A 23,235-nucleotide genomic window follows, 5' to 3' on the forward strand; every position below is an offset into this window, starting at 1 on the left:
TGACCTTTTTTGCTTTTTTAAGCAGATTACTTAACCATAACATTCAGCTAACCGATTTTTGTACGAAAGATCATACATGGACAAAACTCCCATAAAGTTTATTTTCCTAGTACATTCAGACGATTGTTAGAACCCAAAAAACGCTTATTCTTCGGGGAAAATCAATGATTTTTGTCTTTTTTTTAGAACCTTTGTCGAAACCGTATCGCAATCCGAAATATCTTCTTATAATATCAACTATGGATATGAAAACCGAAAATTTATTTAGGAGAATGAATCTATCATGAACATGCAATTGCTAGAATCATTACTATTAAAGCGTATTAATCGCCTGAAAAAGAAAATGGTGAAGGTTGCAGCTATTACAGGAATGGACAGCTATCAGACACTACTATACAGCCAAGAGTTGGACAAGCTAATAAACTTGCATATGAAACATTTTTCGAAAAAACCTAGAAAGATGCTAACCCATGCATCGTAAAAATAAATTAAGCCCCTTGGACCAAGGGGTTATTTTTTTTGACAGTAGCTTTTCGTTCAAATTAGAGGAAAAGGTTCAGCCACCGTATTGAAACTATCCCATCAGGTTGTCGGCCTGTTGGAGCCACAGTGGGAAGAAAATCATCGAAACGGCTGGAAAAAGCTGCTCGGCGAACATTTTAAAAATTTTGTTGAGAAAAAAGCAGCACAATAACAGCTTTTTACGGCCGGCGGGACATCTCCGGCCGGCTGTTTTTAATTTGGACATCTGTAGTTGTAGTAGCGGATCTCTCCTCATAATTGCGGATACGTTCCTTTTACTGGCGGATACGCTCTCTTTACTGGCGAATAGCAGGCTTTTACTAGCGGATAGCCTTCCTTTACTGGCGATGGCCTCATTTACTGGCGGATGGCTGGCATTTACTGGCGGATACGCTCTCTTTACTGGCGAATAGCAGGCATTTACTGGCGCTTAGCCGTCCTTTACTGGCGATGGCCTCATTTACTGGCGGATAGCCGGCTTTTACTGGCGGATACGCTCTCTTTACTGGCGAATAGCAGGCATTTACTGGCGCTTAGCCGTCCTTTACTGGCGATGGCCTCATTTACTGGCGGATGGCCGGCATTTACTGGCGGATACGCTCTCTTTACTGGCGAATAGCAGGCATTTACTGGCGCTTAGCCGTCCTTTACTGGCGATGGCCTCATTTACTGGCGGATAGCCAGCTTTTTCTGGCGGATAGCCGTCCTTTACTGGCGGATGATCGGCTTTTACTGGCGGATAGTCACCCCCTACTTGCAAATACACTGCCTTCACTCGGATAGACTCCCTTTACGTCCATTGACCAATGTCCATTTGATTAATTCCCTTAAAAAGGGAAACGCTAAAGCTATACTAAAATAAAGAATAAAGGGTGATCCGTGATGCCTAATGTTTTTGAAGCAGTTATCGATTATATAAAAACTACTATTGATACGGAGCCAAAGCCTCGTCCGCATATTGGGGAAGCTATGGGTTGCTGGCTTTATTACACTGCCATATCAGAGGAAATCCCCGCCCTGGAAGCATCTTTAAACACAACAACCGATGACGAATTAATAAAATTATTAAAAAGATCACTGAACTTAGCGCAGCATCAAAAAAAGACGCTGGAAAAATTCATGATTGAGGAAGGAATCCCTTTATCACGGGTAGCTCAGTCCAAACCGAAATCCGATCCCAATGATGTTCCTTTAGGTGTAAAAGTAACAGATGATGAAATAGCGAACTATATTTCGATTAAGATCGCTTCTAATATCGTTATGGCTTCATCGAATTTAGCTGAATCCATTCGCAGTGATATCGGTCTCATGTGGGCCAGATTTCATGCTGAGAAGATGGTTTTTGGGATGGAGCTAAAAACAGCGATGCGTAAACGGGGATGGATTAAAGTACCACCTTATTACTATCCTCAGGGGGCACCGAGAAATTAAACTTGGTGCTCCACTTTTTCGATCACCCTTTATGCCTCAAATTGGCGTTAGCAGCCCTATTCTAACTTTGACTATTAATCGTTTGAATACGATGCAAAATGGCTGCCAATGTTTGTTCTAAATTTTTTAATTCACCCATGTCCATCGATAGGTTTTCTACTAACCTGGCGGGAATGCATTCTGCCTTGTCCCTTAGTTCTTCGCCCTTTGTTGTCAGTGAAATGATCACACTCCGCTCATCCTCTGCCGACCGGCGGCGCTTGATCAGCTGATTCCCCTCCATTCGTTTCAGCATCGGAGTTAACGTGCCCGAGTCTAAAAACAATTTCCGGCCTAACTCTTTTACAGTTACCGAATTTTTTTCCCATAATACTAACAAAACCAGATATTGAGGATACGTGACATCCAGCTCCTCAAGTAAAGTCCGATATAATTTTGTAATTTCCCGCTCCACTGAATAAATCTTAAAACAGATTTGATTCTCGAGCTTTAAATTTTTCGAATTCATCCATGATTCCTCTTTCTCTATTCATATTCATCATTATAGTACACAAATCAACCTTTTAAAACACAATTTAGTTGTGCGCAATTTAATTGTTGACTTTTTTCAATAACAAGCTTACTATTTGATTGTACACAATTTAATTTTATAAAATCAAAAGGGAGAGATTGAATATGGAATCATTGTACACAGCAATCGCAACTGCAGAGGGCGGTAGATTGGGGAAAGTAACAACAAGTGACGGTACGCTGGATTTAGCACTTTCTATGCCTAAGTCGCTCGGCGGCCCAGGTAAAGACTATGCAACAAATCCGGAACAGCTATTTGCAGCCGGCTACGCCGCTTGCTTCGATAGTGCTTTGAATTTAGTCGCGAGACAATCAAGAAAACGGATTGAATCAAAAGTTACTGCGGAAGTATCGATTGGCAAGGACCTGGATGGCGGATTTAAGCTTGGCGTCGTTTTAAATGTCGCTGTAAAAGGGATTTCTTTGGAGGAAGCTGAGGAATTAGTTGAAAAAGCACATGGTGTTTGTCCTTATTCTAAAGCAACTAACGGGAATATTGATGTGGAATTAAACACCACTCTTTTCTCATAAAAAACGGGAGAAGCGGGTATAGCCCAAGTTAAACAGTTTCCCTGTTTCACTTGGGTAGTTTTGAGCTTTTTTGAAGGACAGTTTCCCTGCTCTCCCAGCAGCTTTTGTCCTTCAAAGCTCGCTTCAAGGACAGTGTCCCTTTTCTTCTGGCGGTTTTTGGTGATGAAGCCATATTATATTTTTAGGATTATAATGCAATGTATTTTATTTGCTTATTCAGTACGAGTGCAGCCACCTGGTGGATCGTTAACGGGACTGCGAACGATTCCATATTCGATGTGTGGGACCAGGAGTCGGCATTTACGGCCCCTGTATTGGTTGTTCCGCAGTAGGTGACATGTCCCCCGTGACGCACGAAGGTTTGCTCCCATTTTTGACTATCTACTTACACTGCGATTTTTCCGTTTGATTCAGCAATTTCAGCATGTCGGCAAAATCGAAAGGAGCTTCTTTCCGAACAGTTTCCGCAAATTGGGACACAAGCTTCAATGTTTCAATACTCTGTACAGGGTAGTGCCCCGCAGCGCTTTCCGCCGACAGCATGACAGCGTTCGTCCCGTCGATTACGGCCTGGAAGACATCGGTGACCTCCGCCCTTGTCGGTAACGGGTTTTCCACCATTGATTGCAGCATTTGCGTAGCGGTAATCACATAGGTACGCGTCCTGTTACATTCGGAAATCATCGCTTTTTGCAACAGTGGAATCCAATGATACGGCAGCTCGACACCGAGGTCACCCCTGGCAATCATTACAGCATCCGTCTCGCGGCAAATTTCTTGGAAATTTTGAATTGCCTCAATGGTTTCAATTTTTGCGACCAGCTTTGACGCATGTCCTTCCGGACGGTTCATAAAATTGCGCACTTCCTTGATATGTGCTGCCCTGCGGACAAAGGAGCAAGCGATGAAATCAATTTCTTCTTGTATAAGGAATTGAATATCCTGTTTATCTTTTTCCGTAATGGCCGGTAAGCCCGTTACTACACCGGGGAGATTTACGCCTTTATGGGATGAGATTTCACCGGCTGCTTTGACTGTGGTGACCACTTTCGTTTCATCTACTTCGGTAACAACCAATTCCACCGCACCATCATTCAGCAATATTCGATCGTCCGGCTTCACATCTTTAACGATCCCTTCGTAATCAACACTTACCTGATTCTCGTTCCCTCTTACTTCATCGATGAGAAGGGTAAAAGTCTGCCCTGTTTTTAACGCGACTTTATCACCTTCCACTTTGCCGAGCCGTATTTTCGGCCCTTGAAGGTCGCCTACTATTTTTATTTGCTGTCCCCGCTCCTCACTCAGCGTTTTGATTAATCGAATCACGTTGCCGTGGCTTTCGTGAGTCCCATGGGAAAAATTCAATCGGGCAATCGTCATTCCATGATTCATCAACTCAGTGAGAACATTTTTATCACTACTGGCGGGGCCAATTGTACAAACGCGGTCAATCGACATCGTATCACCTCAATTTATAATCTGAATTATTGTGCCCAATTTATCCTACTAATTCCAAATGAACATTTAAAAATATCAGGAAAAGTTTTTTGAATTTTTAAAGGGATTCCGCGAACTTCAGCGTTATTCCGCGGAATCCGACGTTTTCCCGCCCAATTACCGTTTCATTCCGCAAAACGCCCCTACAATATACCTAAACTGACAGTATTTTCATATTTATATACGAAATAGAGGTAATTCATGGTAAAATAATAGAAAATGAGAATAATAGAGGTGATATACTAGATGAAAAAAACCATTGTCCGTGTTTTATCGACAGCAGCTCTCTTTTCGACGGTTTATGCCGGAACTGCCTTTGCCGATAGCTATCAAGTTCAAAAAGGTGATTCCTTATCGAAAATTGCCTCGAAATATCATACAAGTGTCGGCGATTTAAAAACGTTAAACGGCCTAACCTCTGATTTTCTATATGTGAGTCAGACGATTCAGGTTTCCGCACCGGCGAAAACAACGTCTACGGCACCGCAGACCATCTACATCGTTGTTAAGGGTGACGCCCTGATTAAAATTGCCAACCGCTTTAATGTCTCAGTCGGCGAACTAAAGCTGTGGAACAATCTTGATAACACAATTATTTATGCCGGACAAGCCTTGAAGGTTTCAGGACAAACAGTTCAAAATGTAGTAACAACAAAGCCGGCCGCAACCGCACCTGTTACAAAACCTGCAGCTTCCGCACCTTTGACGCAGTCGGATTATACCGTGCAGGGCGGTGATTGCCTTAGCAAAATTGCTGTGAAATATAGTTTGACCGTTCCGCAATTAAAATCGCTCAACAATCTCAAATCGGATATGATTTATGTCGGACAAAAGCTGAAAATTCCCGGCACGTCAACGCCAATGGGCCAAACACCGACGCCTACTCCGACAGTTCCAAAACCAAGTCCTGTGGTAACAGCGCCTACTCCGACTACGACGGTTCCAAAACCAAGTCCTGTGGTAACAGCACCTACTCCGACTACGACGGCGAGTAATTATACTGTTAAGGGCGGCGATACGCTTGGAAAAATCGCCGGTCAAAACAATATGACTGTCCAGCAGTTGATGTCACTCAACAACCTTACATCAACTTTGATTTTTGTTGGGCAGCAATTGAAGGTAACAGGCCAAGTCGATACGACTCCTAAGCCATCTTTTGACGAATCACAATTCGTCACGATCGCAAAAAGCTTGATCGGAATTCCTTACGTATGGGGCGGCAGTTCTTTATCCGGAGTTGATTGCAGCGGACTTATTTATATTGTGGCAAATAAAGCAGGCTTGTCGATCGGCCGCTATTCAGCAGCCGGCTACTACAGCCGCTCCTACTATGTCACGACACCTAAACCGGGCGACCTCGTATTCTTTGAAAATACATATAAATCAGGGATCACTCACGTCGGCATCTACATTGGCGACAACCAATTCATCCACGCCGATGAAAAGTATGGAGTAAAGATCTCTAATTTAAGCAGTGCCTATTATACTCAACATTTAGATGGATTTAAGAGATTCTATTAACATACATAAGCCGGCCGCGGAGGCTGGTTTTTTGGTGTGGGAGGCGGGTCGAGCCAGTTTGGCAAGTAGATCGTGTAATGGTGGTATAGATTTCATACCAAATAATCTCGTGATTTGATACGAATTCCGAAAGCTAGCACTCTTTTGGAGTCGCAAACAAGGTTCATTTTCCTAGAGGTTGCCATTAAAAGCGTTCGGCCCCGTGATGTGCTACGGGGCCGTTTTTTTCATGCGTATCGCGGTTGTTTTTTTACGATAAAGTCAACCATTGCTTTCAAAAGAAGGCTGATGAGAAATGTGACGATAAATGAATAGAAGTAATTCCAATGAAGCATTTTATAGATTTCCATTTTCTGCAGAATTGGTACAGGAGCGCGGCCATGCAGGGAACCGTTCCGAAATCGACGGCAGTAAATCTTGCCGTGAAGTAGATAAACTGATGGGGATATTCCCACGAATGAAAATACGTGCCAATTTCGTCCGATGTTCCAAACAAAATAAATGCCAAAAACTTGAGATTTCCATAAAAAAAGGAAAGGCACGCCGGTCCTCAAAAAATATCAGTTCTCTGAACGGCATTATCATCATTCCCATCATATAACTTCCTTCTTTCTTAACCTTCCACTCCTCTATCTGCGAATTTTTGGGTATAATAAAGGAATATGGTTTTTTCGGATTTTTTTAGAAAAGGGGGGTGCGGCTTTGGAGTCGATAGAATTGAAAAGTCTCTCCGGCGAAGTTCGGGAGCTGCTGCATCCGCATGACGCCGAGGATGCAAGGCTCGTTCAAAAGGGTTTGATGCTGTACCGGCAAGGGATGGTCGGTCCTATTTCGATTGGGGAGGATTCGGTGACGGCGACTGTGCAGGATGTGACGCCCGTCAAGGTTCGGCTTGACCTCACGTTTTTGTCGATGAGCGAATGCTCCTGCCCGAATGAGGGCTTGTGCCGCCACCAAATGGCTGTGTTTTTTACCGCTTATGCAAAAATCGGCAGTGTTGCCGAATGGGTGGAGGAGTGGCGCGAGCCGATGAAGGAGAAGAAGGCGTTCACGAGCTGGGGCATGCAGACGGCGAAGGATTTGATCAAGGCGAACGGTGTGCTGAAGCCCGAGTACAGCCGCTGGGTTCATTCGTTTGAGGTCAGTTTTGATACGCTGCTTGCTACGAAAAAGTACACGAGCCCGTTTATCATCACGGAGCTGTTTCAAATTTACGAGCGGCGGATTCACGCAAGTGCGCCGGTGGAGCAGGAATGGCGCCTGCTGTATGAGATGGTCGGTATTGTTATTTCTTTTAAAAAATTGGCCGTGCTCAGTGAGCAATCGGGGCACACCGAGGACATGGTGCGGCGCGCCTACCTCCATTTGTTCCATAATATGATGGATGATGCCGAGGATCTTGTGCAGAAAATCGGCATTCAATCGCTGCCGTTCGATTTTGATGAGTTTATCTTGAATTTAAAGGACGATGCGTTCGAGCTGCTGACGGCGGTGAAGGGGTTGGAGCTTGAACGGGTTTACCTCTACCGCCTGCTGTGGACACATCTTTTTAAAAAGAAACCTTGGCGCGAGGAAGAAATCAGGAAAATCAATGAGCGTTTGAAGGAACTGCATGACTGGGAGAACCCGCTGCCGCTCTTGATTGCAGAAATTCATTTGAATATATTACTTGGTGACGATGAGCCGGCTTTGAAATTGGTCGGACGTATTGAGGATGATGTGATCACGCCCTATTTGATCCATTGGATTGACTTTTTGTCACATCAGAAAGCGTGGAAACGTGTCGCGCCGTTGATTGATTTATTTTTACAAAAAATAAAAGGGTATTTGGAGGAATTGGGCGGTTATCATCCGTGTTCCAGTTTTACGAAGACGGCCTTGAAGGCGATTGCGCCCTATTGTGCAGAGAATGGACGCATGGACCTGTTCGAGCGCGCGTTGGTGCAGACGCTTCCTTACAGTTTCGCCGATTACGAATATTTGTTGTTCGAGCGCGGTCAGTTCGACCGCTGGAGCGAGCTCCAGGCATATGTGGGGTTAAATTACTATGACCTGCCGAAGGAGCGCGTGAAAATGATCGAAAAGGAAAAGCCGGAGGTGCTGCTCGGCATGCTCCACCAGCTGGCTCAGCGTGAAATCGAGCAAAAAAACCGTCAAAGCTATAAGCTCGCGGTCCGTCACCTCAAGAAGCTGCGGACATTATATAAGAAAATGAAACGCCCGGACGACTGGGACTACTTTTTTACTACCCTTCTCGATAAAACCAAACGGCTGCGGGCGTTTCACGAGGAGTGCAAGCGGAGTAAGTTGATTGAGGGTGCCCTCGATGGCGCTCATTGATGGTGCCATCGATGGTGCCTGTCACCGTTCGTGGACATCACCCCTATTTTGTCCGCCCCGAGTGGACAGTGTGGGTTCTGGTCCACATTTTCGAATGAGTTTTCCATAGTCCATTTATGGTTTACAAGTTTTGTACTTTTTTGACGCTTTTGTACTTTTAGACATAATTTAGAATTCTAACAAAACATTTAGAGACTATATTTAAAATTTGAAGGCTGGCTGACCGGTATTTTTTAATTAAAGTAGCAGGCACGGAGCCTCAGCCCTTGGTACGATGAATGCAAAAGGAGCATATTGATCGATGCTTAAAACAAGGTTTGTAAAATTGCGGACAATCAAATTAGATGAAGGGCAGTATCTTCTGGCGGCTGAGGATGAGCGCGGTCACATGATGGATCCATCGGTGTGGAAAAATCTCGTTTTTAGCCGTCATGAGGAAAGCTTCTTTGGAACACTCTTGGAGAATGAGACTGCCAACGGGATTGAGGGCGTGGCCCTTAGCGGCTGGCAACTGGTCACGCTTTTTGCCAAGGAATCGTTCAATCGGTTCATCGATTGGGACTGGAGCGAGGAATCTGAGATTTGTCTTGCCGCCGCGCATGCCCTTTATGAGGGGATTCTGGAAAAAGACTGGCTCCCCGACTTTTCAGTGTGGGAACACGGCGACTTCCGCTGGCAGCTTCCTGAACGGGTTAAGGATGAGTTCGACCCTTCTTTTTGGGAGCAGGAGGTTGGAGATGGGGTCCGGCCTGATGATAAGCCTGCTACCGGTACCAGTACCGTAAAGATATTCATCGCCGACTTATACAATAGCGCGCTCGATGCCTATCTAACCCGGAATTCGGCGATGAAAGAGCTGTTCGGACCAAAGCTTGATTTGTTGAAAAAGAACAATATTTCCGGCGGAGAGCTTGCCCGCTATTTTGACGAAGACAGCTGGCTCGAGTGGGTCGGGATCAAGGAAAGCGATACGCCGTTTACGGTTGGACTGCGTCTGGATGAGCCGGCAGATGGCGAAGGTGACTGGAGCCTTGAAGTATTTTTACGCGGTAAAAAAAATATTGATGAGGTTTACGGAATCGATTCAACCGTCCCGGCAAAATGGCGTACCTTTTTGGAGCGGGTCGACCGGGAGCAGAGTCGCTGGGTGCGGTTGATTCCTTGGCTGAGCGAGGATATCGCGAGTGGATCTGGTGATGCGGCCCTAACCAATGGGTTTGACGGTGCGGCTCTATCTGATGGCATGGCTGATGCCGCAATCGCCATGGTCCCTCCACGCTTGAAATCCCGCCTCTCCGAGGAAGAAGCGTGGATGTTTTTGACCGAGGCCAGTGAGACGCTCGTAGCGTTGGATGTCGAGATCCTCCTCCCTTCCTGGTGGCAGGCGATGAAAAATGCCAACCTAAAGGTGAAAGCATCACTCAAAGGAACAGGGAGCCACCGGCCTTCGTTTGTCGGTCTCCAAGCGATGCTCGATTTTAATTGGCGGTTTTCAATGAACGGCGTTGATCTGTCCGAGGATGAATTTGGGAAGCTGGTTGAGGAAAAAAGGCGGCTCGTCTACATCCGCGGCCGCTGGGTCAAGCTCGACCCGCAGTTTATCCGGCAGATTCAGGATTTAATGAAACGAGCCGAAAAAGAAGGCTTACATGTCCGAGATCTGCTTGAGCAGGAGCTCGTTGAGTCGACCGCCTCCGAGGATGAACTCGACAATCCAAAAGCGTTTGCGAAGATTCAAATTGAATTAAATCGTCAATGGAAGCAAATGATTAAGCAGCTGTCCGAAGTGCACGAAATCCCGCCGCAGCCGGTACCTGCGGGGCTGAACGGTGAGCTCCGCCCCTACCAGCAGCTCGGTATGAGCTGGCTCTGGTTTTTACGGCAATACGGGTTTGGGGCCTGTCTCGCTGATGATATGGGCCTCGGAAAAACCGTGCAGTTGATTTCTTATTTATTGATGGTAAAAGAAGAGGCAGGGGATGTACCTGCCAATGAGTTGGTGCCTGACACCGCTAAAACCCGCCGTAAGAAAGATCAGGCAGATGCTCCGGCCAAGGTCCCGGTGAGTGCGGCGTTGATTATTTGCCCTACCTCCGTGCTCGGAAACTGGCAAAAGGAGCTGGAGCGATTTGCGCCTGATATGAACGTGTATTTGCACTACGGGTCAAATCGCCTGAAGGAAGAATCGTTTAGAGAAAAAGTAAAGGCTTGCGATGTCGTCCTAACCTCTTATGGTTTGAGCCATTTAGATTCGGAGGAATTTGAGTCGTTGATTTGGAGCTCGATTTCCATCGATGAGGCGCAAAACATTAAGAATGCCCAGACAAAGCAATCAAAGGCCGTTCGCAGGCTGAGAGGCCGTCACCACATCGCTTTGACGGGTACGCCGATGGAAAACCGTTTGTCTGAGCTGTGGTCAATTTTTGATTTTACCAATCACGGCTATCTCGGAAGCCTGGGTCAATTTCAGAAGAGGTTCGTGATTCCGATAGAAAAAGATGAGAAAAAGGAAAAAGTAACGGAGCTGCAGGCGTTGATTCGACCGTTTTTATTGCGGCGGACGAAAAAGGATGAAGAGGTCGCTCTCAATCTCCCTGATAAACAGGAGCAAAAAGAGTACTGCCCGCTTACAGCGGAACAGGCTTCGTTGTATGAGCAACTTATTCACGATACATTTGCAGAGATTGAAAAGCTGTCAGGGTTTGAGCGCAAGGGATTAATATTGCAAATGCTGAGCCGCTTAAAACAGCTGTGCAACCACCCGGCCCTTTATTTAAAGGAAAAGTCGGCTACGCGCCAGCTCCTCGAGCGCTCTAATAAGATGGAGAAGCTGGTAGAACTGATCGATGCTGTTTTGGAGCAAGGTGAAAGCTGCCTGATTTTCACCCAATATATCGAAATGGGTGAAATGATCAGAAGCTCCTTGAAGAAGAAGTTTGGTATTGAGGTTCCGTTTTTGAACGGAAGTGTGCCGAAGACGCAGCGTGATGATATGATTGAGCGGTTCCAGAATCAGGAGTTTCCCGTGTTTCTGCTGTCTCTGAAAGCGGGCGGAACCGGGTTGAATCTGACGGCTGCAAATCACGTCATCCACTATGATCGTTGGTGGAATCCCGCCGTCGAGAATCAGGCCACCGACCGTGCTTACCGCATAGGCCAATCCCGCTTCGTCCATGTGCACAAGCTCATTTGCACCGGCACATTGGAAGAAAAAATCGACGCCATGCTCGAAAAGAAACAATTCCTAAACGACCAAATCATCCAAAGCGAAAACTGGATCACCGAACTCTCAACCGATGAATTGAAGGACTTGGTGTATTTGGGGTAGAAATGGGGTGGTGCCATTTTTGGTGCCCATGGACGGTGACAGGCACCGTTCGTGGACACTCCAGTTATTTTGTCCATCCCAAAAGGAGAGACTTTAAAAACGTACAAAAAAAGAGATCTAACATCTTATTCATGTTAGATCTCTTTTTACTTTAGCTAGGTACCCTTTTTCATTGCCATCAAACATTAGTCTAAAATGACAATTTTCACTGTCTTTCTTCCCCATGCAAGCGACTGTGCCGAAGTGGGCATTAATACGTCAATAATATGGCCCTTAATCGCACCGCCGGTATCACCTGCAACAGCCACGCCATACCCTTCTACCCACACTTTTTTTCCTAATGGAATTACAGATGGGTCAACGGCGATCAATTTCATATTTGGATTTTGTTTAATATTATAGCCTAATGTAGTTATATCTCCAGAGCTTTCCGGACTGTATGAAGTCGCCGTTACATACATTTCTTCGCCTTTTCCTGCACTTGGTGATGTGCTTTGTTGATTCCCTGCTGCTGCTTGGGCTGCCTGTGCTTTGGACGCCTCTTGTTCTTGGCGAATCTTTTCTTGTGCTGCTTGGATTTGTGCTACAATACCCGCCTTCTCCTGTTCGGCAAGCGCCATTTGTTGGTTAATTTGAGCGAACTTTTCTTGCATTGCGGTTAAGGCTTGTTGTCGCTTTTGTAAATTTTGATTGAGCTCAGTCTGCTGTTTAGCAAGAGCATTTTGATCGTCTTGTAAACTTTGCTGCTGTCTATCAATCTCTTTTTTATCTTGTTCAATTTTACTAAGGTCTTCCTGCTGTGCCCCTAAAATTTCTTTATCCGCACTAAAAAGGGCCGTTACTGCACTTGCACGTTGAATAAAATCATCAAGATTTTTCGCTTCTAAGAAAACTTTAATCACTAAACTGAGATTATCATCATGCTGAAGAGCTACAAGTCTATTTTTCATAACATCTTTTCGGGCCGAAATTTTATCCTCAAGCGTGACAATTTCTTCTTTTTTCTCTTCAATGAGTTGATTGGTTGCTAAAATTTTCTTTTGAGTTTCAGCCATTGCTGTGGTATTTGATGCAATATATGTATTTATAGATTGCATTTCTTGTTGAATATTATCTATCTCTTTATTAACAGACTGCTTTTCTTGTGCCTTCTGATCAAGCTCCTGCTGGACATTTTTTAATGCATCCGAGTTTGTTTGTGCATGTGTCACCACTGTACCCGAAACACACAAAATCAATGTAGAAATTACGAGAATCATGCGCTTAATTCCTTGCATACACTTTCCCCCTTTACACTTGTTATACCAGAAGTATGTGCCAGTAATGTTACAAAAGGATTAAAAATGTATCTCATTTTGTCATATAAGGGAGAAAAACAACATATGGTGCCTGACACCGTTCGTGGACAAAACCGCATTTTTGTCCTTGTGTAGTGTACATTTTCCAGAGTTACTTTATTTTTTTATGTTTTTTCTTCTTATTCTGTCTAAGAGCATTAAAAGACCGCCAATTTTTCAGAGGCGGTCTTTCCGTAGTTATTGATTATTCTTTTTTATATCTTATATCGTAATCGGGCTTTACCTCTTTTTGTAGTAAATCAATAATGAAATTGTGTTGTTTTACGGTTTCCTCGAGGTGTTTATTGCTGCTTCTTAACTCTGACAGAATTTTTTCCTGTCCGAGTCCCAGTTTGTCAAAGCGTTCATCATGTTTTTCCAATTTAAGGTCAATCGTGTCAAACCACTCATTGTGTCCTATCAGTTCACGTTCAATCTTGTTAAATTGTTTATCTTGTTTTTCCTCTAACCTGACCATTCTTGCATTGACTCCATGTAGCTCCGTTCGGATATCTTTCAGTTCTTCTTTGATGACGGAGCGCAATGTTTCCCTTAAATCTTCATTCATCTTCCGACTCCCCCATTAAATTTTTTTTATTATAACACTTACTTGATTAAAACTAAAAAAGCGAGCGAATACTTAGATACCCAATTCTTCTAATATTCATTACCTATTTAATTTCTTTTCCTCCGCCAAAATCCGCGCTTTCTTCTTTTTTCTTGACCGGATTTTATCGCTGGGATAATGAACCAGATAGGTGATTTTGTCGCCTTCCTTTACTGCAAAGTTATTAAAAACATTGATTACCTCTTCCTCGGTTAGCTTTTCATCATCGTCAATTAGTTGCAAAGACTGATTGCGGTATGTAAATTGGATATTTTTATAAAAGATGCGGATAGAAATTTTTTCTAGTTTATCACAGGGGATCGATTGATAGGATTGACTCTTAGTTGAATGGGCGGACTGCTTTGATAGTACTAGTGCATCGTAAAAACCGGGTTTATTCTTAATCGTCATTTCGTTCTTATTCGACATTTCACCTATAAAAATTAAGGAATTTCTTAGGACTTTATCATTTCTCATTCAATCAAATACCTCCAAATATTACAATTACTTACATCATTCATTATTATTCGACGATAATTTAAAATTTCCTTCAATTTGCATTTTTTACAAATGCTTGTTTTACGGTTTGCGTGCAATATTCCCACATTGGTTATTGTGCATAATTACCACATTCAAACTTTACCGTTCTTTTTCCCGTTAAGTTAAAAACATCAATAGTTTTTACGGCGGTGAAAAAGATGTCTTTACCGGAAAAATTAAAGAAATTGCGCGACGGCCGCGACAGTCGCAACAAACCTTAGCCGATATGATGAAGATGGACCGTTCCACTGTTAGTCGGTATGAGACGGGAAAAAGCATTCCTACCTATCAGACTGTCATTCGATTCGCGGAAGTCTATCAAGTGGAGAAGGAATATTTGGTAGAAGAATTGGACCACCTGCTTCCAAAAGCGGAGGACACCGGCTACATTCTGAAAGAGGACCTTGAAGATCAAGAATTGAAAATCATTCTCAAGCTGCTCCGTCAAGAACCCGACTTAAAAAATGCCCTATTCGAACTCCATTTAATGCAGCCCAATCGCAAAGCCTATTATATTGATTTAATCACTGCCTCTATAAAGGTAAATAAACGGCACAAAAACAAAATGGAAACACAAAGAGGCCGCTGAAATCAAATGTTCAGCGGCTTCTATAAAAAAACAGGGGGGTTTTTCTCTAAGTATACCCATCTGACAATGATTTATTCATAAATGTGTAAGATTGTTTTACTTTTTAGGAATCACCTCTCTGCTACCTCCATCCGGGCAAAAAAAATTCCCGGCCTATTTACTGCCGGAAACGAAATGTGGAGTTCATTTTGCGGAGAGATGGTTGATTTTCTTTAGTAAGCGAAACATGTTTCGGGGAAATTTTTTCAAACTTTAATGAGTTTCGGAAGAGACGGGCGATGGTGTAAGTGTGGAGTAAATTGTGGTGGGGCCTCGTTCCTTTAGCTCGACCTTCATAAGCCATTCCAGCTGGTTGACTCGAATTTGCAGGCTCTCCATATTTTGATTGGCCTTGCCTACCATTTTAATAAGACTTTCAAGTAGTTGCTCGGCAGCGTCATTCTTAGAATGCAAGTGTGGTTTCCTCCTTTGGCTCGTCGTGCGGTTTCCCGCTCAGGAAGCGGACCGTTTCAGCCACCACCTCCGTGACATAAATCCTTCTTCCTTCCTGGTTATCGTAATTACGGGTTTGCAGCCTCCCCGTAATCCCTACCACCGAACCCTTGCGGCAGTACTGAACCGTATTTTCAGCTGCTTTTCGCCAAAGGGTGCATTGGACAAAATCCGTATCAATCTCACCGTTATGATTCCGAAAATGGCGGTTCACAGCAAGCGTCACATTCGCGACCGCCGTTCCTTCTGACGTCTTCTTAATATCCGGATCACGCGTCAACCTCCCGACAAGTGTGACTTGATTGATCATTAACACATCTCCTCTCCTCTTGATGGTTTTATCATATCTCCGGTCCTACCTTGGTGTAAAATGGAGAAAAAGCTTTTTTCGGACTCTTTTTTGTTTAAAAAACAGTTTTTCTCTAGGTAGAAACGACCATTTTGGATACCCTTTTTGTACCAATATACCGAATTTGCAACTTTTGACAAATATTTTTCGACATTTGCTTCCTTTTGGCGTATGTTATAATTTAGGAGAAGAATTTATTGTTCAGTGGACGTAAATAAATGCTGATGAGGAAATTGTAATTCATTACAGGAGGTACTCACGGATGAAAACCTTTAAGTTGTACTCATTGGAAGTGGTGGAAGATGGGACGGTGGTGGATGTTCCATTGAAGGATGGATTGATTCTTAATAAAGAGGACGACCGTTCCACCTGGCTGTTGGAGGCATACACAGACCTTTCCCTCTATGATTATTTCAAAAAAATTTCCGAGCAGGACCGCGACATTATCGTTGAGGCCGTTATTACAAAAAAAGAAAATGCCCCTGCTTATTTTCAAACTAAAATTTGCTCGTTGAACAAATTTGAAGAACACATTAGCGTTTTGCTCGAAGGCCACTTGCGCCGGAACCGGAGCGACTATTCCGAGCTTCTGCTTGAAAATTTACTGCAAAAGGGGCTTGAAGGCCAGTCCCTTCTCGACGAATTCAAGGAAAAAATAAAAAGCAAGCCAAAGTTAAAAGTCAAAAATTCGTAATAAATGACCAGGGAATTCACCCTGGTCATTTTTCTTGGCTTTTTTCGTAAGGCTCATTTCTAAAAGATTGTGTCTATTTGCATTAAATAACGGTTATTCGCAAATGAAACTGCCTTTTCCGTAAATGAAAACGAACTTTTGCAATAATCGTTGCAATGGTTTCCTTGTTTATTAGTGATGATTCATAAGGAGGAACTAATCATTGTGCCCTTTTCTACTTTTCCTGAGTTGAATGCCGTTCCTCATGATCACTTAAAATCTACATTGATAAAAAGGGGTGATATTAAAATGGAAGATTTCCGATCGATTATTGTAAAAAAAGAAGGAACAAAGAAATTAGTTATAAATAATCCTACCCAGTTCGATCTGATTGGTCAAGGTGCACAGGGAGCTGTCTTTAGGCTCTCCGAAGATCGATGTGTAAAAATTTATGCACAAGAAAACTATCGCATTGCTGAGAGCAACGCACTGAAAACAGCAGAAGAATCTAAGATCGTTCCTAAAATACATGAAGTGGGAGCAAACTACATTGTGATGGATTACATTAAAGGTCCGCCTTTGGGTAATTATCTTAGAACCGTTAACTTCCTTCCCGTGTCCATTACCAAGCAACTTTTATTTGTATTACAAGAAATGGAGAGAATTGGGTTTAAGAAAATCGATTGCAGTTTGCGCCACTTGCTTCTCACAGATCAGGGCGAACTTAAATTAATTGATCATGTCCATTCAATCAACAAAGAACGAGCCGTGCCTGTTGACTTATTTAAAGGTCTCTCCAAGTTAAAGTTATTGGACCAGTTCCTTTATCAGGTGAAGGAATTAGATCCTAATCAATTCTCGAAATGGATGGATGGTTTGTTTACCATTTTCAAAAATATTCGGTGATTTGGAAAATAAATTAAGAGACCGTCACGGGTTGATGACGGATTAAAGAATGTTGGATTTTTACGGTTGAGAGTCGAAAGACCTGGAGAAATCGTATTCGCTAAGTTCACAGATAAAACTTACGAAGAGAAGACACATTTTATTCATCTAGGGGTACAGCCAACATTTCGGAAATTTTGTACGCTAAGCAAATTTCAATCTAAAAAAGCCGATATCCTTGAAGTGACCCCGTAAAGTTAGACAGATTATTTCTTAGGCAGCTTGTTGGGCATGAGCTCGGTATTGTACTGGGCTCATGCCTTTTAATTTTGCCTTGATTCGTTTGTGATTATAGTACTCTATATATTTTTCTAGTTCTTGCTTAAAGTGTTTTACACTTTCAAATTCTTTTAGATAAAGAAATTCCGATTTCATAATGCCAAAGAAATTTTCAATAACGGCGTTATCGTAACAGTTCCCTTTACGGGACATACTTTGGGTAATGTCACGTTCCTTGAGGGCATGACGGTATTGTTTCATTTGATAATGCCAGCCTTGATCAGAATGCATTAGGAGAGAATCCTCTTCTGTTAAACATTCAAAAGCTTGGTCTAACATCGTTGAAACAAGTGAATAGGTGGGTCTTGAACCAATTGTATACGTAATGATTTCGCCATTAAATAAATCCAACACCGTGGCGATTAAAATGTATAAGAGTAAAGAATATACAATCAATCAAATTACAGAAGCAACAGGAATCAGTAAAACCCCTCTGTATAGATACTTAGACAAAGCAAATTAGAAAAATCACATTTTATGTAAATTATCTGACGGACTAGAGCAGCAACCCTGTGACTAGGCCTAAAAGGGCATTTCTAATGATTAAAGAAGGCTGCAAATAGCGAATGAATTATTTATAACTTTTGCTGCTTTTCTAAACGTATGACGAAGGAATGAGTGCAAATGACCCGATGGGAAATGGGGGGAAACCTCCAGGGGTGGCGTGGAGCATGTACAACATATGGCAAATATGCTCATTTTGAAATGGGCTGTAAAATTTTTTATTTAATGAACCTAAAACCGTATAAGAAATACAATATTAATATGTTTATTTTCAAATTAAAGAGAAGGATGGTTTAAGTCTAAGCTGAAAAATAAACTATAAAATATAGCAATAAAGAATTCTTGAAAATGGTTTCAAAGAGGTGAATAACAGATATGGCTTTTTATAACCCTTCTGAAGGGGAAACTATTTCAGGTATCAAAAAGGTAACTCAAAGCAGTAAGCTTCCAAACGAAACGGAGACCGAGACCGAAACCGAGACCGAGACCGAAACGGAGACAGAGACAGAAACCGAGACGGAAACCGAAACCGAAACGGAGACGGAGACGGAGACGGAGACTGAGACGGAGACTGAGACGGAAACCGAGACCGAGACCGAAACGGAGACAGAGACAGAAACGGAGACGGAAACCGAGACCGAGACGGAAACCGAGACAGAGACGGAAACCGAGACCAAGACTGAAACGGAAACGGAGACGGAAACCGAGACCGAAACGGAGACGGAAACGAAGACCGAGACCGAAACGGAAACCGAGACGGAAACGAAGACCGAAACGGAAACCGAGACGGAGACGGAAACAGAAACGGAAACGGAAACGAAAACCGAGACGGATACTACAACTGAAGTTCCGATCCCAAAACCACCAAAGCCAAAAAAACCGCCAAAATAAGGTAAATAAATTTATAAAAGTAACACTTTTGAATCAATTAGTGCTTGAAAAGAGACTAATCTAAAGGTCGAAAAAACGACATTTTAGTTCAGTCTCTTTCGCAATTTAACATAAAGATTTTATAATCGGTTCCAACTGATTTTTCCAGATCCATCTTGGAGAATACCGTTGTTTTGCGATTGTTTTCCCGTGAATAATTGGATTGTTATCCATCAATTTGACAATGTTGTTTGCATGGTGAGAAAGATAAGCTTCTTCTGAAGGACGATAATTCTCACGAGTATTAAATCCAAAATTCTTTGCATCCCATTTCATAAAGTAAGCATCCAAATGACTTCCGAGTTCCTTTAAAGCTGGCACCTGTTCATTTAAAATAAGAAAATTCCCTTTACTGGCTGCTTCCAGGACTGTTAAACCAAAAGACTCAGAATAAGAGGGACAAATAAATAAGTTTGAAAGTGTGAAAAGTTCTAATACACTTTTTCTTGGGACCCCTCTATAAAATTCTTTTATATCTGAAGTGAAAAATAAATCTCCATTATCTAAACCAAATTTTACCCCAATTGAGCGAACAAAGTCCTTATAGTCTTCCGGAGAAATATCTAACTTTGGGAAAGTATCACAGAATATTACTTTGACTAACTTGCTGCTTTTTACTTTTATAGCTCCGCAAAGAGCAGCAACTTTATCAAATTTCTTGGACCTCGTTAAACGGCCGGGATAGACAACTAAAATATCCGGAGTCAGCATATCAATATATTTTGATAATATATTCACTTCCTCCGTAACAAAACTTAGTAAGTCAAGACTGTTATTTACTACTTTACATCGATCTTCCGGAACATTGTATTGTTTTGCTAAGGCTGAAATTCCGGATTGTGTTGGATAAATATACAAAGTATTAGGCATAGGTGCAAATCGAGCTGAGAAAGGCCATTTTGGGTTTGCGGGACGTTTAGCTGGTGCGGAGTGGGTAAATGCAAGAAATTTAAGGTTGGGAAGTTGTTCCTGAACTTTTCTGATTGCAATGTTATGGTGTAAATGCCAACCCTGGTAATGAATATCATGCATAAAACATACATCAATATCTGCTAACTTTTTTACTAAGTCCTCTACAATCACATCTACTTCCTTAAAAAAGGTATCATGTACCTCACCATCTGACTGAATGTAGTTTTTCCAATGCATTTGCTTTCCATCTAGATGATTACATACTTTCACCCATTTAATTCGTTTATCTAGGAAAATCCCATAAAGTTTATTTAGTGAGCATATGTCACTTACCAAAATTCTAGTTTCAATATTAGCATCAAGAAGCATTCGAACTTGTTCAGCTACTACATTTACCAAGGAATATGAACTATCTAAGCCATTAAACATAGTAAGAAGTGCTACTTTCATCTCATTAGCTCTCCCTTAAATATATAGATAAATTTGTTAGATGAACGTCTTATCATATGAAGAAACCTGGAAATTTATTCTGTATTTAAAGGATGTTTTCAGAAAATGTTTTAGGTTTATTGCGCAAAACGGAAATAGATGTCCTATAAACGTATTAATGAATTACCTGCTAAACTAAAAAAAGAAGGAACTCACCTAGAACCATAAATTTACCTCCACATACATTAAATATAGAAAATACAAATTTTTATGTAGAGGGAGAAAAGCACCCTATTGCCGTTTCATACTTTACAAAAGCCTTTCGAAAAAGATTCCCAAAAGCTTTTGGCAAAGATATAGGATTTGAAGTTTTGGGTACAGCTTTAAAGATTTACATTTATAAAGTTTAAATTTCATTCAACTGCAGAAAGTGATATGTTAAAGGGGGAGTAACAAATGAAGGTTTTGTTATTTACACCATCGTATAAACGTCCATACATGCTTCGTCAATGTATACTCAATATGAAAAACCAGTCGTATACAAATTTTACCCATTCAATCAGCATTATGTTTGATAATGAATCTGAAGTTGAAAATTACGAAGTCTTATTTGATGATATCCTTGACGATCGATTTAAAATTCAGTACAAGAAAAATTCTAGTACCCATACGAATGCAATGACTACAATATCACAATGTCCGGAACCATATGATATATATATTAAAATAGATGACGATGAAATTCATAAAAAAGATTATGTGAAAACAATAGTCGAATATTTTGAGACAAACGAATGTGATGTTTTAAGCACAAAAATTAGTTATCAACTAAATAATTATCATTTATCAAAAGGTAATTACAGAAGTCTGGGTGGTCATTTTCCAAATAATAAATTTTTTATGCCTATGACATTTGCATTTAATCATAAAGCATATCAAATGCTACTTAACATTAAAGATAATAACAATTACGAGGATTTGCTGTGGAGGACTGCTTGGAGCAAGTACGGATTTAAAGACGAAAATGTTGATAATTCAAGTAATATCATTTGGCATATTCATGGTAAAAATACATCAGTAGGTAATTGGTTCCGCCCAAATTAAATTTCTTTACAAGACTGAACGAATCCTAGTAGAAAAGAATAAGTTTTTAGAATTGGCTAAAATGAGATTTTAGTATGAGTATTGATTTCTGAATAAAAATTAAAAAATTCGTCTTTGGAAATTGGAATCAATTAATAATAAAAATAGAATGGATTTCGGGGCATACTTCTTATCAATAGGAATTTGTCTTTCCGATCATATTCTTGTCACATACCACTATCAAATCTGGCTGCACCCAATCTTGAATGTCTTCATTCTTCGTTTCGTTATTAGCAAATAAACAAACATCCATGGGAGCTGAAAATGCCATACATTCTCTTCCACGCAAGAACATTTTAAACTCTGCTGTCAATTCATCTACCACGTCCTGATGTTTTGGTGTCGGGGATGGAGACATACTAATAATTTCTCCTTCAATAACCTCACTAAAAGCAGCTTCATCCCAAGTGATGTAATCTGCATAAGTATATTTTTTACTTTCTGGCATACCCATAAAGATCACCCCATTTTCCCCTATTATAACATAAACAAGCTTTTCCTTATAAAAAACGAAGTCTCATCAATCTACAATTTCGGGGTATGCGAAGCATATTGCAATGAACAATTATAGTGTTTTAAAAAAATGAACATAACAAATGACTCCGGAGTAATACCGGGGTCACTTGTATTTAAAGTTCGTATCCAAATTCTCCAATAGTATGATCTTCATTATGAAAGTCGGAGCCGCCAGTCATTAGGATTTTATACTTTTCTGCCAGCTTTTTATATCGGATGATGTCATCTCTGTTATGTTTACGATGCCAAACTTCGATTCCATCAAATGGGAGATGCAATAACTCCTCAACTAATGTATCATCCTGAATAAGCAAAGGATGAGCCAAAACCGCTGTCCCCCCGGCATTATGAATTAAGTTAATTCCTTCACTTGGAGAGAGAACCATCTTATCAACTGCACATGGTTTTCCATCACCTAAATAAAGATCAAATACTTCCTGGATATTTTTTGCATACCCTTTATCAACGACTGCTTTTGCTATATGAGGACGGGCAATAACGTCTCCCTTACTATATTTTAGAACATCATCAAAATTGATCGTTATCCCCAATTCGCAAAACTTGTTTACAATCAATTGAGAACGATTATAACGATGTTCCCTCATTTTCAGTAAAACACCTAATAACTCTTTTGATTCGTGAATATGATATCCTAAAATATCAATGTTTTTTCCTTTATACTTAGTGCTTAATTCGATACCTGGTATAACTGTTATATTCAAGGTTTTTGCCGTTTGTAATGCCTCTTTAATTCCATCCGTTGTATCATGATCCGCTATGGCAATAGAAGCTAATCCTTTTTTCGCTGCCATTTTTACAACTTCACTCGGAGAAAAACTGCCATCTGAAGCGGTTGTATGCAAATGCAGATCAAAACAACCATTCTCAAGGATTTTTTTAATTTCCAATCATATTCTCTCCTTTCACTAGAAAACTATCATTCACATTTTTCATCCTTTTAAACCATCTTGACTGCCAGATTGGCTCACTTAATCAAACACTTACGATTAGGGGTGTAGAATGCGTAGTCGGTATGGCCTGCTATGAAATTGGGTTAAATGTAATTTTAGACATGGATTTAATGTTGTTGTAAAGGTTGGTGAAAAATAGCCGTATAAAAAAAGAGGGGTCACCTGCACATAACCCTGTCAAGTAGACAATGAAAAAAAGAGTATACTAAGCTACGGCCTTTTCTACGCGGCAAATAGTCCCGGTCTTTATGAAGGTGGGGCCAATTTGCCGTATAC

Annotated in this window: 24 protein-coding genes and 3 pseudogenes; 14 read left to right on the forward strand and 13 right to left on the reverse strand. The window is 41.5% G+C overall.

Translation table 11 applies throughout. From position 1 onward, the window contains the following. The first annotated feature begins 283 nt into the window (after positions 1 to 283). Positions 284 to 481, forward strand: coding sequence for an aspartyl-phosphate phosphatase Spo0E family protein (locus tag J2S10_RS19700; protein WP_307411204.1), 198 nt, complete (start codon positions 284 to 286; stop codon positions 479 to 481). Between the two features lie 600 nt (positions 482 to 1,081). On the opposite strand, the gene J2S10_RS19705 is transcribed toward J2S10_RS19700, so the two are convergent. Then, a complete protein-coding gene (locus J2S10_RS19705; protein ID WP_307411209.1) occupies positions 1,082 to 1,297 on the reverse strand; it encodes a hypothetical protein in 216 nt (71 codons plus the stop codon). A 107-nt stretch (positions 1,298 to 1,404) separates the two neighbouring features. On the opposite strand from J2S10_RS19705, the gene J2S10_RS19710 reads away from it, so the two are divergent. Then, positions 1,405 to 1,953 (forward strand): DUF3231 family protein, encoded by a 549-nt coding sequence (locus tag J2S10_RS19710; RefSeq protein WP_307411211.1) that lies wholly within the window; start codon positions 1,405 to 1,407, stop codon positions 1,951 to 1,953. A gap of 61 nt (positions 1,954 to 2,014) precedes the next feature. Here J2S10_RS19710 and J2S10_RS19715 read toward each other — a convergent pair whose 3' ends face one another. Next, positions 2,015 to 2,461 carry a MarR family winged helix-turn-helix transcriptional regulator gene (locus J2S10_RS19715; protein ID WP_307411214.1) on the reverse strand — a complete coding sequence of 149 codons (447 nt, stop codon included), beginning with the start codon at positions 2,459 to 2,461 and terminating at the stop codon, positions 2,015 to 2,017. Positions 2,462 to 2,628: 167 nt separating this feature from the next. On the opposite strand from J2S10_RS19715, the gene J2S10_RS19720 reads away from it, so the two are divergent. Then, positions 2,629 to 3,054: an organic hydroperoxide resistance protein gene (locus J2S10_RS19720; protein WP_307411217.1), complete on the forward strand. Its 426-nt coding sequence runs from the start codon at positions 2,629 to 2,631 to the stop codon at positions 3,052 to 3,054. A 187-nt stretch (positions 3,055 to 3,241) separates the two neighbouring features. Here the strand turns inward: J2S10_RS19720 and J2S10_RS19725 are convergent, their stop codons facing one another. Then, the gene (locus J2S10_RS19725; protein WP_307411219.1) at positions 3,242 to 3,409 is read right to left on the reverse strand and encodes a hypothetical protein; all 168 of its coding nucleotides are present in this window, start codon (positions 3,407 to 3,409) and stop codon (positions 3,242 to 3,244) included. Between the two features lie 26 nt (positions 3,410 to 3,435). Next, positions 3,436 to 4,515, reverse strand: a complete 1,080-nt coding sequence (locus J2S10_RS19730; protein WP_307411222.1) for a pyruvate kinase — start codon at positions 4,513 to 4,515, stop codon at positions 3,436 to 3,438. Between the two features lie 285 nt (positions 4,516 to 4,800). Here J2S10_RS19730 and J2S10_RS19735 point away from each other — a divergent pair, with 285 nt between their 5' ends. The 4 genes from J2S10_RS19735 (at position 4,801) to J2S10_RS19750 (ending at position 11,743) form a co-directional block, all read left to right on the forward strand. Then, positions 4,801 to 6,075, forward strand: a complete 1,275-nt coding sequence (locus J2S10_RS19735; RefSeq protein WP_307411225.1) for a C40 family peptidase — start codon at positions 4,801 to 4,803, stop codon at positions 6,073 to 6,075. Between the two features lie 307 nt (positions 6,076 to 6,382). After that, positions 6,383 to 6,676 (forward strand): hypothetical protein, encoded by a 294-nt coding sequence (locus J2S10_RS19740; protein ID WP_307411227.1) that lies wholly within the window; start codon positions 6,383 to 6,385, stop codon positions 6,674 to 6,676. Positions 6,677 to 6,777: 101 nt separating this feature from the next. Further along, positions 6,778 to 8,415, forward strand: a complete 1,638-nt coding sequence (locus J2S10_RS19745; RefSeq protein ID WP_307411230.1) for an SWIM zinc finger family protein — start codon at positions 6,778 to 6,780, stop codon at positions 8,413 to 8,415. A 301-nt stretch (positions 8,416 to 8,716) separates the two neighbouring features. After that, complete coding sequence (locus tag J2S10_RS19750) at positions 8,717 to 11,743, forward strand: DEAD/DEAH box helicase (protein WP_307411233.1); 3,027 nt, start codon at positions 8,717 to 8,719, stop codon at positions 11,741 to 11,743. Positions 11,744 to 11,928: 185 nt separating this feature from the next. Here J2S10_RS19750 and J2S10_RS19755 read toward each other — a convergent pair whose 3' ends face one another. The 3 genes from J2S10_RS19755 to J2S10_RS19765 form a co-directional block, all read right to left on the reverse strand. After that, the gene (locus tag J2S10_RS19755; protein ID WP_307411235.1) at positions 11,929 to 13,020 is read right to left on the reverse strand and encodes a 3D domain-containing protein; all 1,092 of its coding nucleotides are present in this window, start codon (positions 13,018 to 13,020) and stop codon (positions 11,929 to 11,931) included. Between the two features lie 265 nt (positions 13,021 to 13,285). Continuing rightward, entirely contained in the window at positions 13,286 to 13,648 is a 363-nt protein-coding gene (locus J2S10_RS19760; protein ID WP_307411241.1) for a hypothetical protein, read from the reverse strand. Positions 13,649 to 13,747: 99 nt separating this feature from the next. After that, positions 13,748 to 14,164, reverse strand: coding sequence for a hypothetical protein (locus J2S10_RS19765; RefSeq protein WP_307411244.1), 417 nt, complete (start codon positions 14,162 to 14,164; stop codon positions 13,748 to 13,750). 247 nt (positions 14,165 to 14,411) lie between these two features. Here J2S10_RS19765 and J2S10_RS19770 point away from each other — a divergent pair, with 247 nt between their 5' ends. Continuing rightward, positions 14,412 to 14,816 carry a helix-turn-helix domain-containing protein gene (locus tag J2S10_RS19770; protein ID WP_307411848.1) on the forward strand — a complete coding sequence of 135 codons (405 nt, stop codon included), beginning with the start codon at positions 14,412 to 14,414 and terminating at the stop codon, positions 14,814 to 14,816. Between the two features lie 252 nt (positions 14,817 to 15,068). Here the strand turns inward: J2S10_RS19770 and J2S10_RS19775 are convergent, their stop codons facing one another. Beyond that, the gene (locus tag J2S10_RS19775) at positions 15,069 to 15,269 is read right to left on the reverse strand and encodes a hypothetical protein (RefSeq protein ID WP_307411248.1); all 201 of its coding nucleotides are present in this window, start codon (positions 15,267 to 15,269) and stop codon (positions 15,069 to 15,071) included. Beyond that, a complete protein-coding gene (gene ssb / locus J2S10_RS19780; RefSeq protein ID WP_307411251.1) occupies positions 15,259 to 15,618 on the reverse strand; it encodes a single-stranded DNA-binding protein in 360 nt (119 codons plus the stop codon). The genes J2S10_RS19775 and ssb overlap by 11 nt, the downstream gene beginning before the upstream one ends. A 301-nt stretch (positions 15,619 to 15,919) precedes the next feature. On the opposite strand from ssb, the gene J2S10_RS19785 reads away from it, so the two are divergent. The 3 genes and pseudogenes from J2S10_RS19785 to J2S10_RS19795 all read left to right on the forward strand — a co-directional run. Beyond that, the gene (locus tag J2S10_RS19785) at positions 15,920 to 16,351 is read left to right on the forward strand and encodes a YwpF-like family protein (RefSeq protein WP_307411254.1); all 432 of its coding nucleotides are present in this window, start codon (positions 15,920 to 15,922) and stop codon (positions 16,349 to 16,351) included. A 288-nt stretch (positions 16,352 to 16,639) separates the two neighbouring features. Continuing rightward, on the forward strand, positions 16,640 to 17,236 hold the full coding sequence (locus tag J2S10_RS19790; protein ID WP_307411258.1) for a serine/threonine protein kinase: 597 nt from the start codon (positions 16,640 to 16,642) through the stop codon (positions 17,234 to 17,236). 30 nt (positions 17,237 to 17,266) lie between these two features. Continuing rightward, positions 17,267 to 17,386 (forward strand): annotated as a pseudogene (locus J2S10_RS19795) (GrpB family protein); the annotation flags it as partial. A 102-nt stretch (positions 17,387 to 17,488) separates the two neighbouring features. Here J2S10_RS19795 and J2S10_RS19800 read toward each other — a convergent pair. Then, positions 17,489 to 17,911 (reverse strand): annotated as a pseudogene (locus tag J2S10_RS19800) (IS3 family transposase); the annotation flags it as partial. Between the two features lies 1 nt (position 17,912). On the opposite strand from J2S10_RS19800, the pseudogene J2S10_RS19805 reads away from it, so the two are divergent. Together J2S10_RS19805 and J2S10_RS19810 are read left to right on the forward strand one after the other, a co-directional pair. Continuing rightward, a pseudogene (locus J2S10_RS19805) lies at positions 17,913 to 18,017 on the forward strand (helix-turn-helix domain-containing protein); the annotation flags it as partial. A 416-nt stretch (positions 18,018 to 18,433) separates the two neighbouring features. After that, complete coding sequence (locus tag J2S10_RS19810) at positions 18,434 to 18,949, forward strand: hypothetical protein (RefSeq protein WP_307411259.1); 516 nt, start codon at positions 18,434 to 18,436, stop codon at positions 18,947 to 18,949. Between the two features lie 105 nt (positions 18,950 to 19,054). Here J2S10_RS19810 and J2S10_RS19815 read toward each other — a convergent pair whose 3' ends face one another. Then, positions 19,055 to 20,350, reverse strand: coding sequence for a glycosyltransferase (locus J2S10_RS19815; protein WP_307411261.1), 1,296 nt, complete (start codon positions 20,348 to 20,350; stop codon positions 19,055 to 19,057). 435 nt (positions 20,351 to 20,785) lie between these two features. Between J2S10_RS19815 and J2S10_RS19820 the strand changes: the two genes are divergently transcribed. Beyond that, a complete protein-coding gene (locus J2S10_RS19820) occupies positions 20,786 to 21,433 on the forward strand; it encodes a glycosyltransferase (RefSeq protein ID WP_307411264.1) in 648 nt (215 codons plus the stop codon). Between the two features lie 172 nt (positions 21,434 to 21,605). Here the strand turns inward: J2S10_RS19820 and J2S10_RS19825 are convergent, their stop codons facing one another. Further along, entirely contained in the window at positions 21,606 to 21,926 is a 321-nt protein-coding gene (locus tag J2S10_RS19825) for a Uma2 family endonuclease (RefSeq protein WP_307411268.1), read from the reverse strand. Between the two features lie 175 nt (positions 21,927 to 22,101). After that, positions 22,102 to 22,896: a PHP domain-containing protein gene (locus J2S10_RS19830; RefSeq protein WP_307411271.1), complete on the reverse strand. Its 795-nt coding sequence runs from the start codon at positions 22,894 to 22,896 to the stop codon at positions 22,102 to 22,104. Between the last annotated feature and the right edge of the window lie 339 nt (positions 22,897 to 23,235).

The organism is Neobacillus ginsengisoli, assembly GCF_030813055.1.

Excerpts from the sequence above, each read along its gene's own strand:
- J2S10_RS19700 (WP_307411204.1), top strand. The coding sequence starts at position 284 with ATGAACATGCAATTGCTAGAATCATTACTATTAAAGCGTATTAATCGC.
- J2S10_RS19710 (WP_307411211.1), top strand. The coding sequence starts at position 1,405 with ATGCCTAATGTTTTTGAAGCAGTTATCGATTATATAAAAACTACTATT.
- J2S10_RS19715 (WP_307411214.1), bottom strand. The coding sequence starts at position 2,461 with ATGAATTCGAAAAATTTAAAGCTCGAGAATCAAATCTGTTTTAAGATT.
- J2S10_RS19720 (WP_307411217.1), top strand. The coding sequence starts at position 2,629 with ATGGAATCATTGTACACAGCAATCGCAACTGCAGAGGGCGGTAGATTG.
- J2S10_RS19730 (WP_307411222.1), bottom strand. The coding sequence starts at position 4,515 with ATGTCGATTGACCGCGTTTGTACAATTGGCCCCGCCAGTAGTGATAAA.
- J2S10_RS19735 (WP_307411225.1), top strand. The coding sequence starts at position 4,801 with ATGAAAAAAACCATTGTCCGTGTTTTATCGACAGCAGCTCTCTTTTCG.
- J2S10_RS19740 (WP_307411227.1), top strand. The coding sequence starts at position 6,383 with ATGAATAGAAGTAATTCCAATGAAGCATTTTATAGATTTCCATTTTCT.
- J2S10_RS19750 (WP_307411233.1), top strand. The coding sequence starts at position 8,717 with ATGCTTAAAACAAGGTTTGTAAAATTGCGGACAATCAAATTAGATGAA.
- J2S10_RS19755 (WP_307411235.1), bottom strand. The coding sequence starts at position 13,020 with ATGCAAGGAATTAAGCGCATGATTCTCGTAATTTCTACATTGATTTTG.
- J2S10_RS19760 (WP_307411241.1), bottom strand. The coding sequence starts at position 13,648 with ATGAATGAAGATTTAAGGGAAACATTGCGCTCCGTCATCAAAGAAGAA.
- J2S10_RS19765 (WP_307411244.1), bottom strand. The coding sequence starts at position 14,164 with ATGAGAAATGATAAAGTCCTAAGAAATTCCTTAATTTTTATAGGTGAA.
- ssb (WP_307411251.1), bottom strand. The coding sequence starts at position 15,618 with ATGATCAATCAAGTCACACTTGTCGGGAGGTTGACGCGTGATCCGGAT.
- J2S10_RS19785 (WP_307411254.1), top strand. The coding sequence starts at position 15,920 with ATGAAAACCTTTAAGTTGTACTCATTGGAAGTGGTGGAAGATGGGACG.
- J2S10_RS19790 (WP_307411258.1), top strand. The coding sequence starts at position 16,640 with ATGGAAGATTTCCGATCGATTATTGTAAAAAAAGAAGGAACAAAGAAA.
- J2S10_RS19810 (WP_307411259.1), top strand. The coding sequence starts at position 18,434 with ATGGCTTTTTATAACCCTTCTGAAGGGGAAACTATTTCAGGTATCAAA.
- J2S10_RS19815 (WP_307411261.1), bottom strand. The coding sequence starts at position 20,350 with ATGAAAGTAGCACTTCTTACTATGTTTAATGGCTTAGATAGTTCATAT.
- J2S10_RS19820 (WP_307411264.1), top strand. The coding sequence starts at position 20,786 with ATGAAGGTTTTGTTATTTACACCATCGTATAAACGTCCATACATGCTT.
- J2S10_RS19825 (WP_307411268.1), bottom strand. The coding sequence starts at position 21,926 with ATGGGTATGCCAGAAAGTAAAAAATATACTTATGCAGATTACATCACT.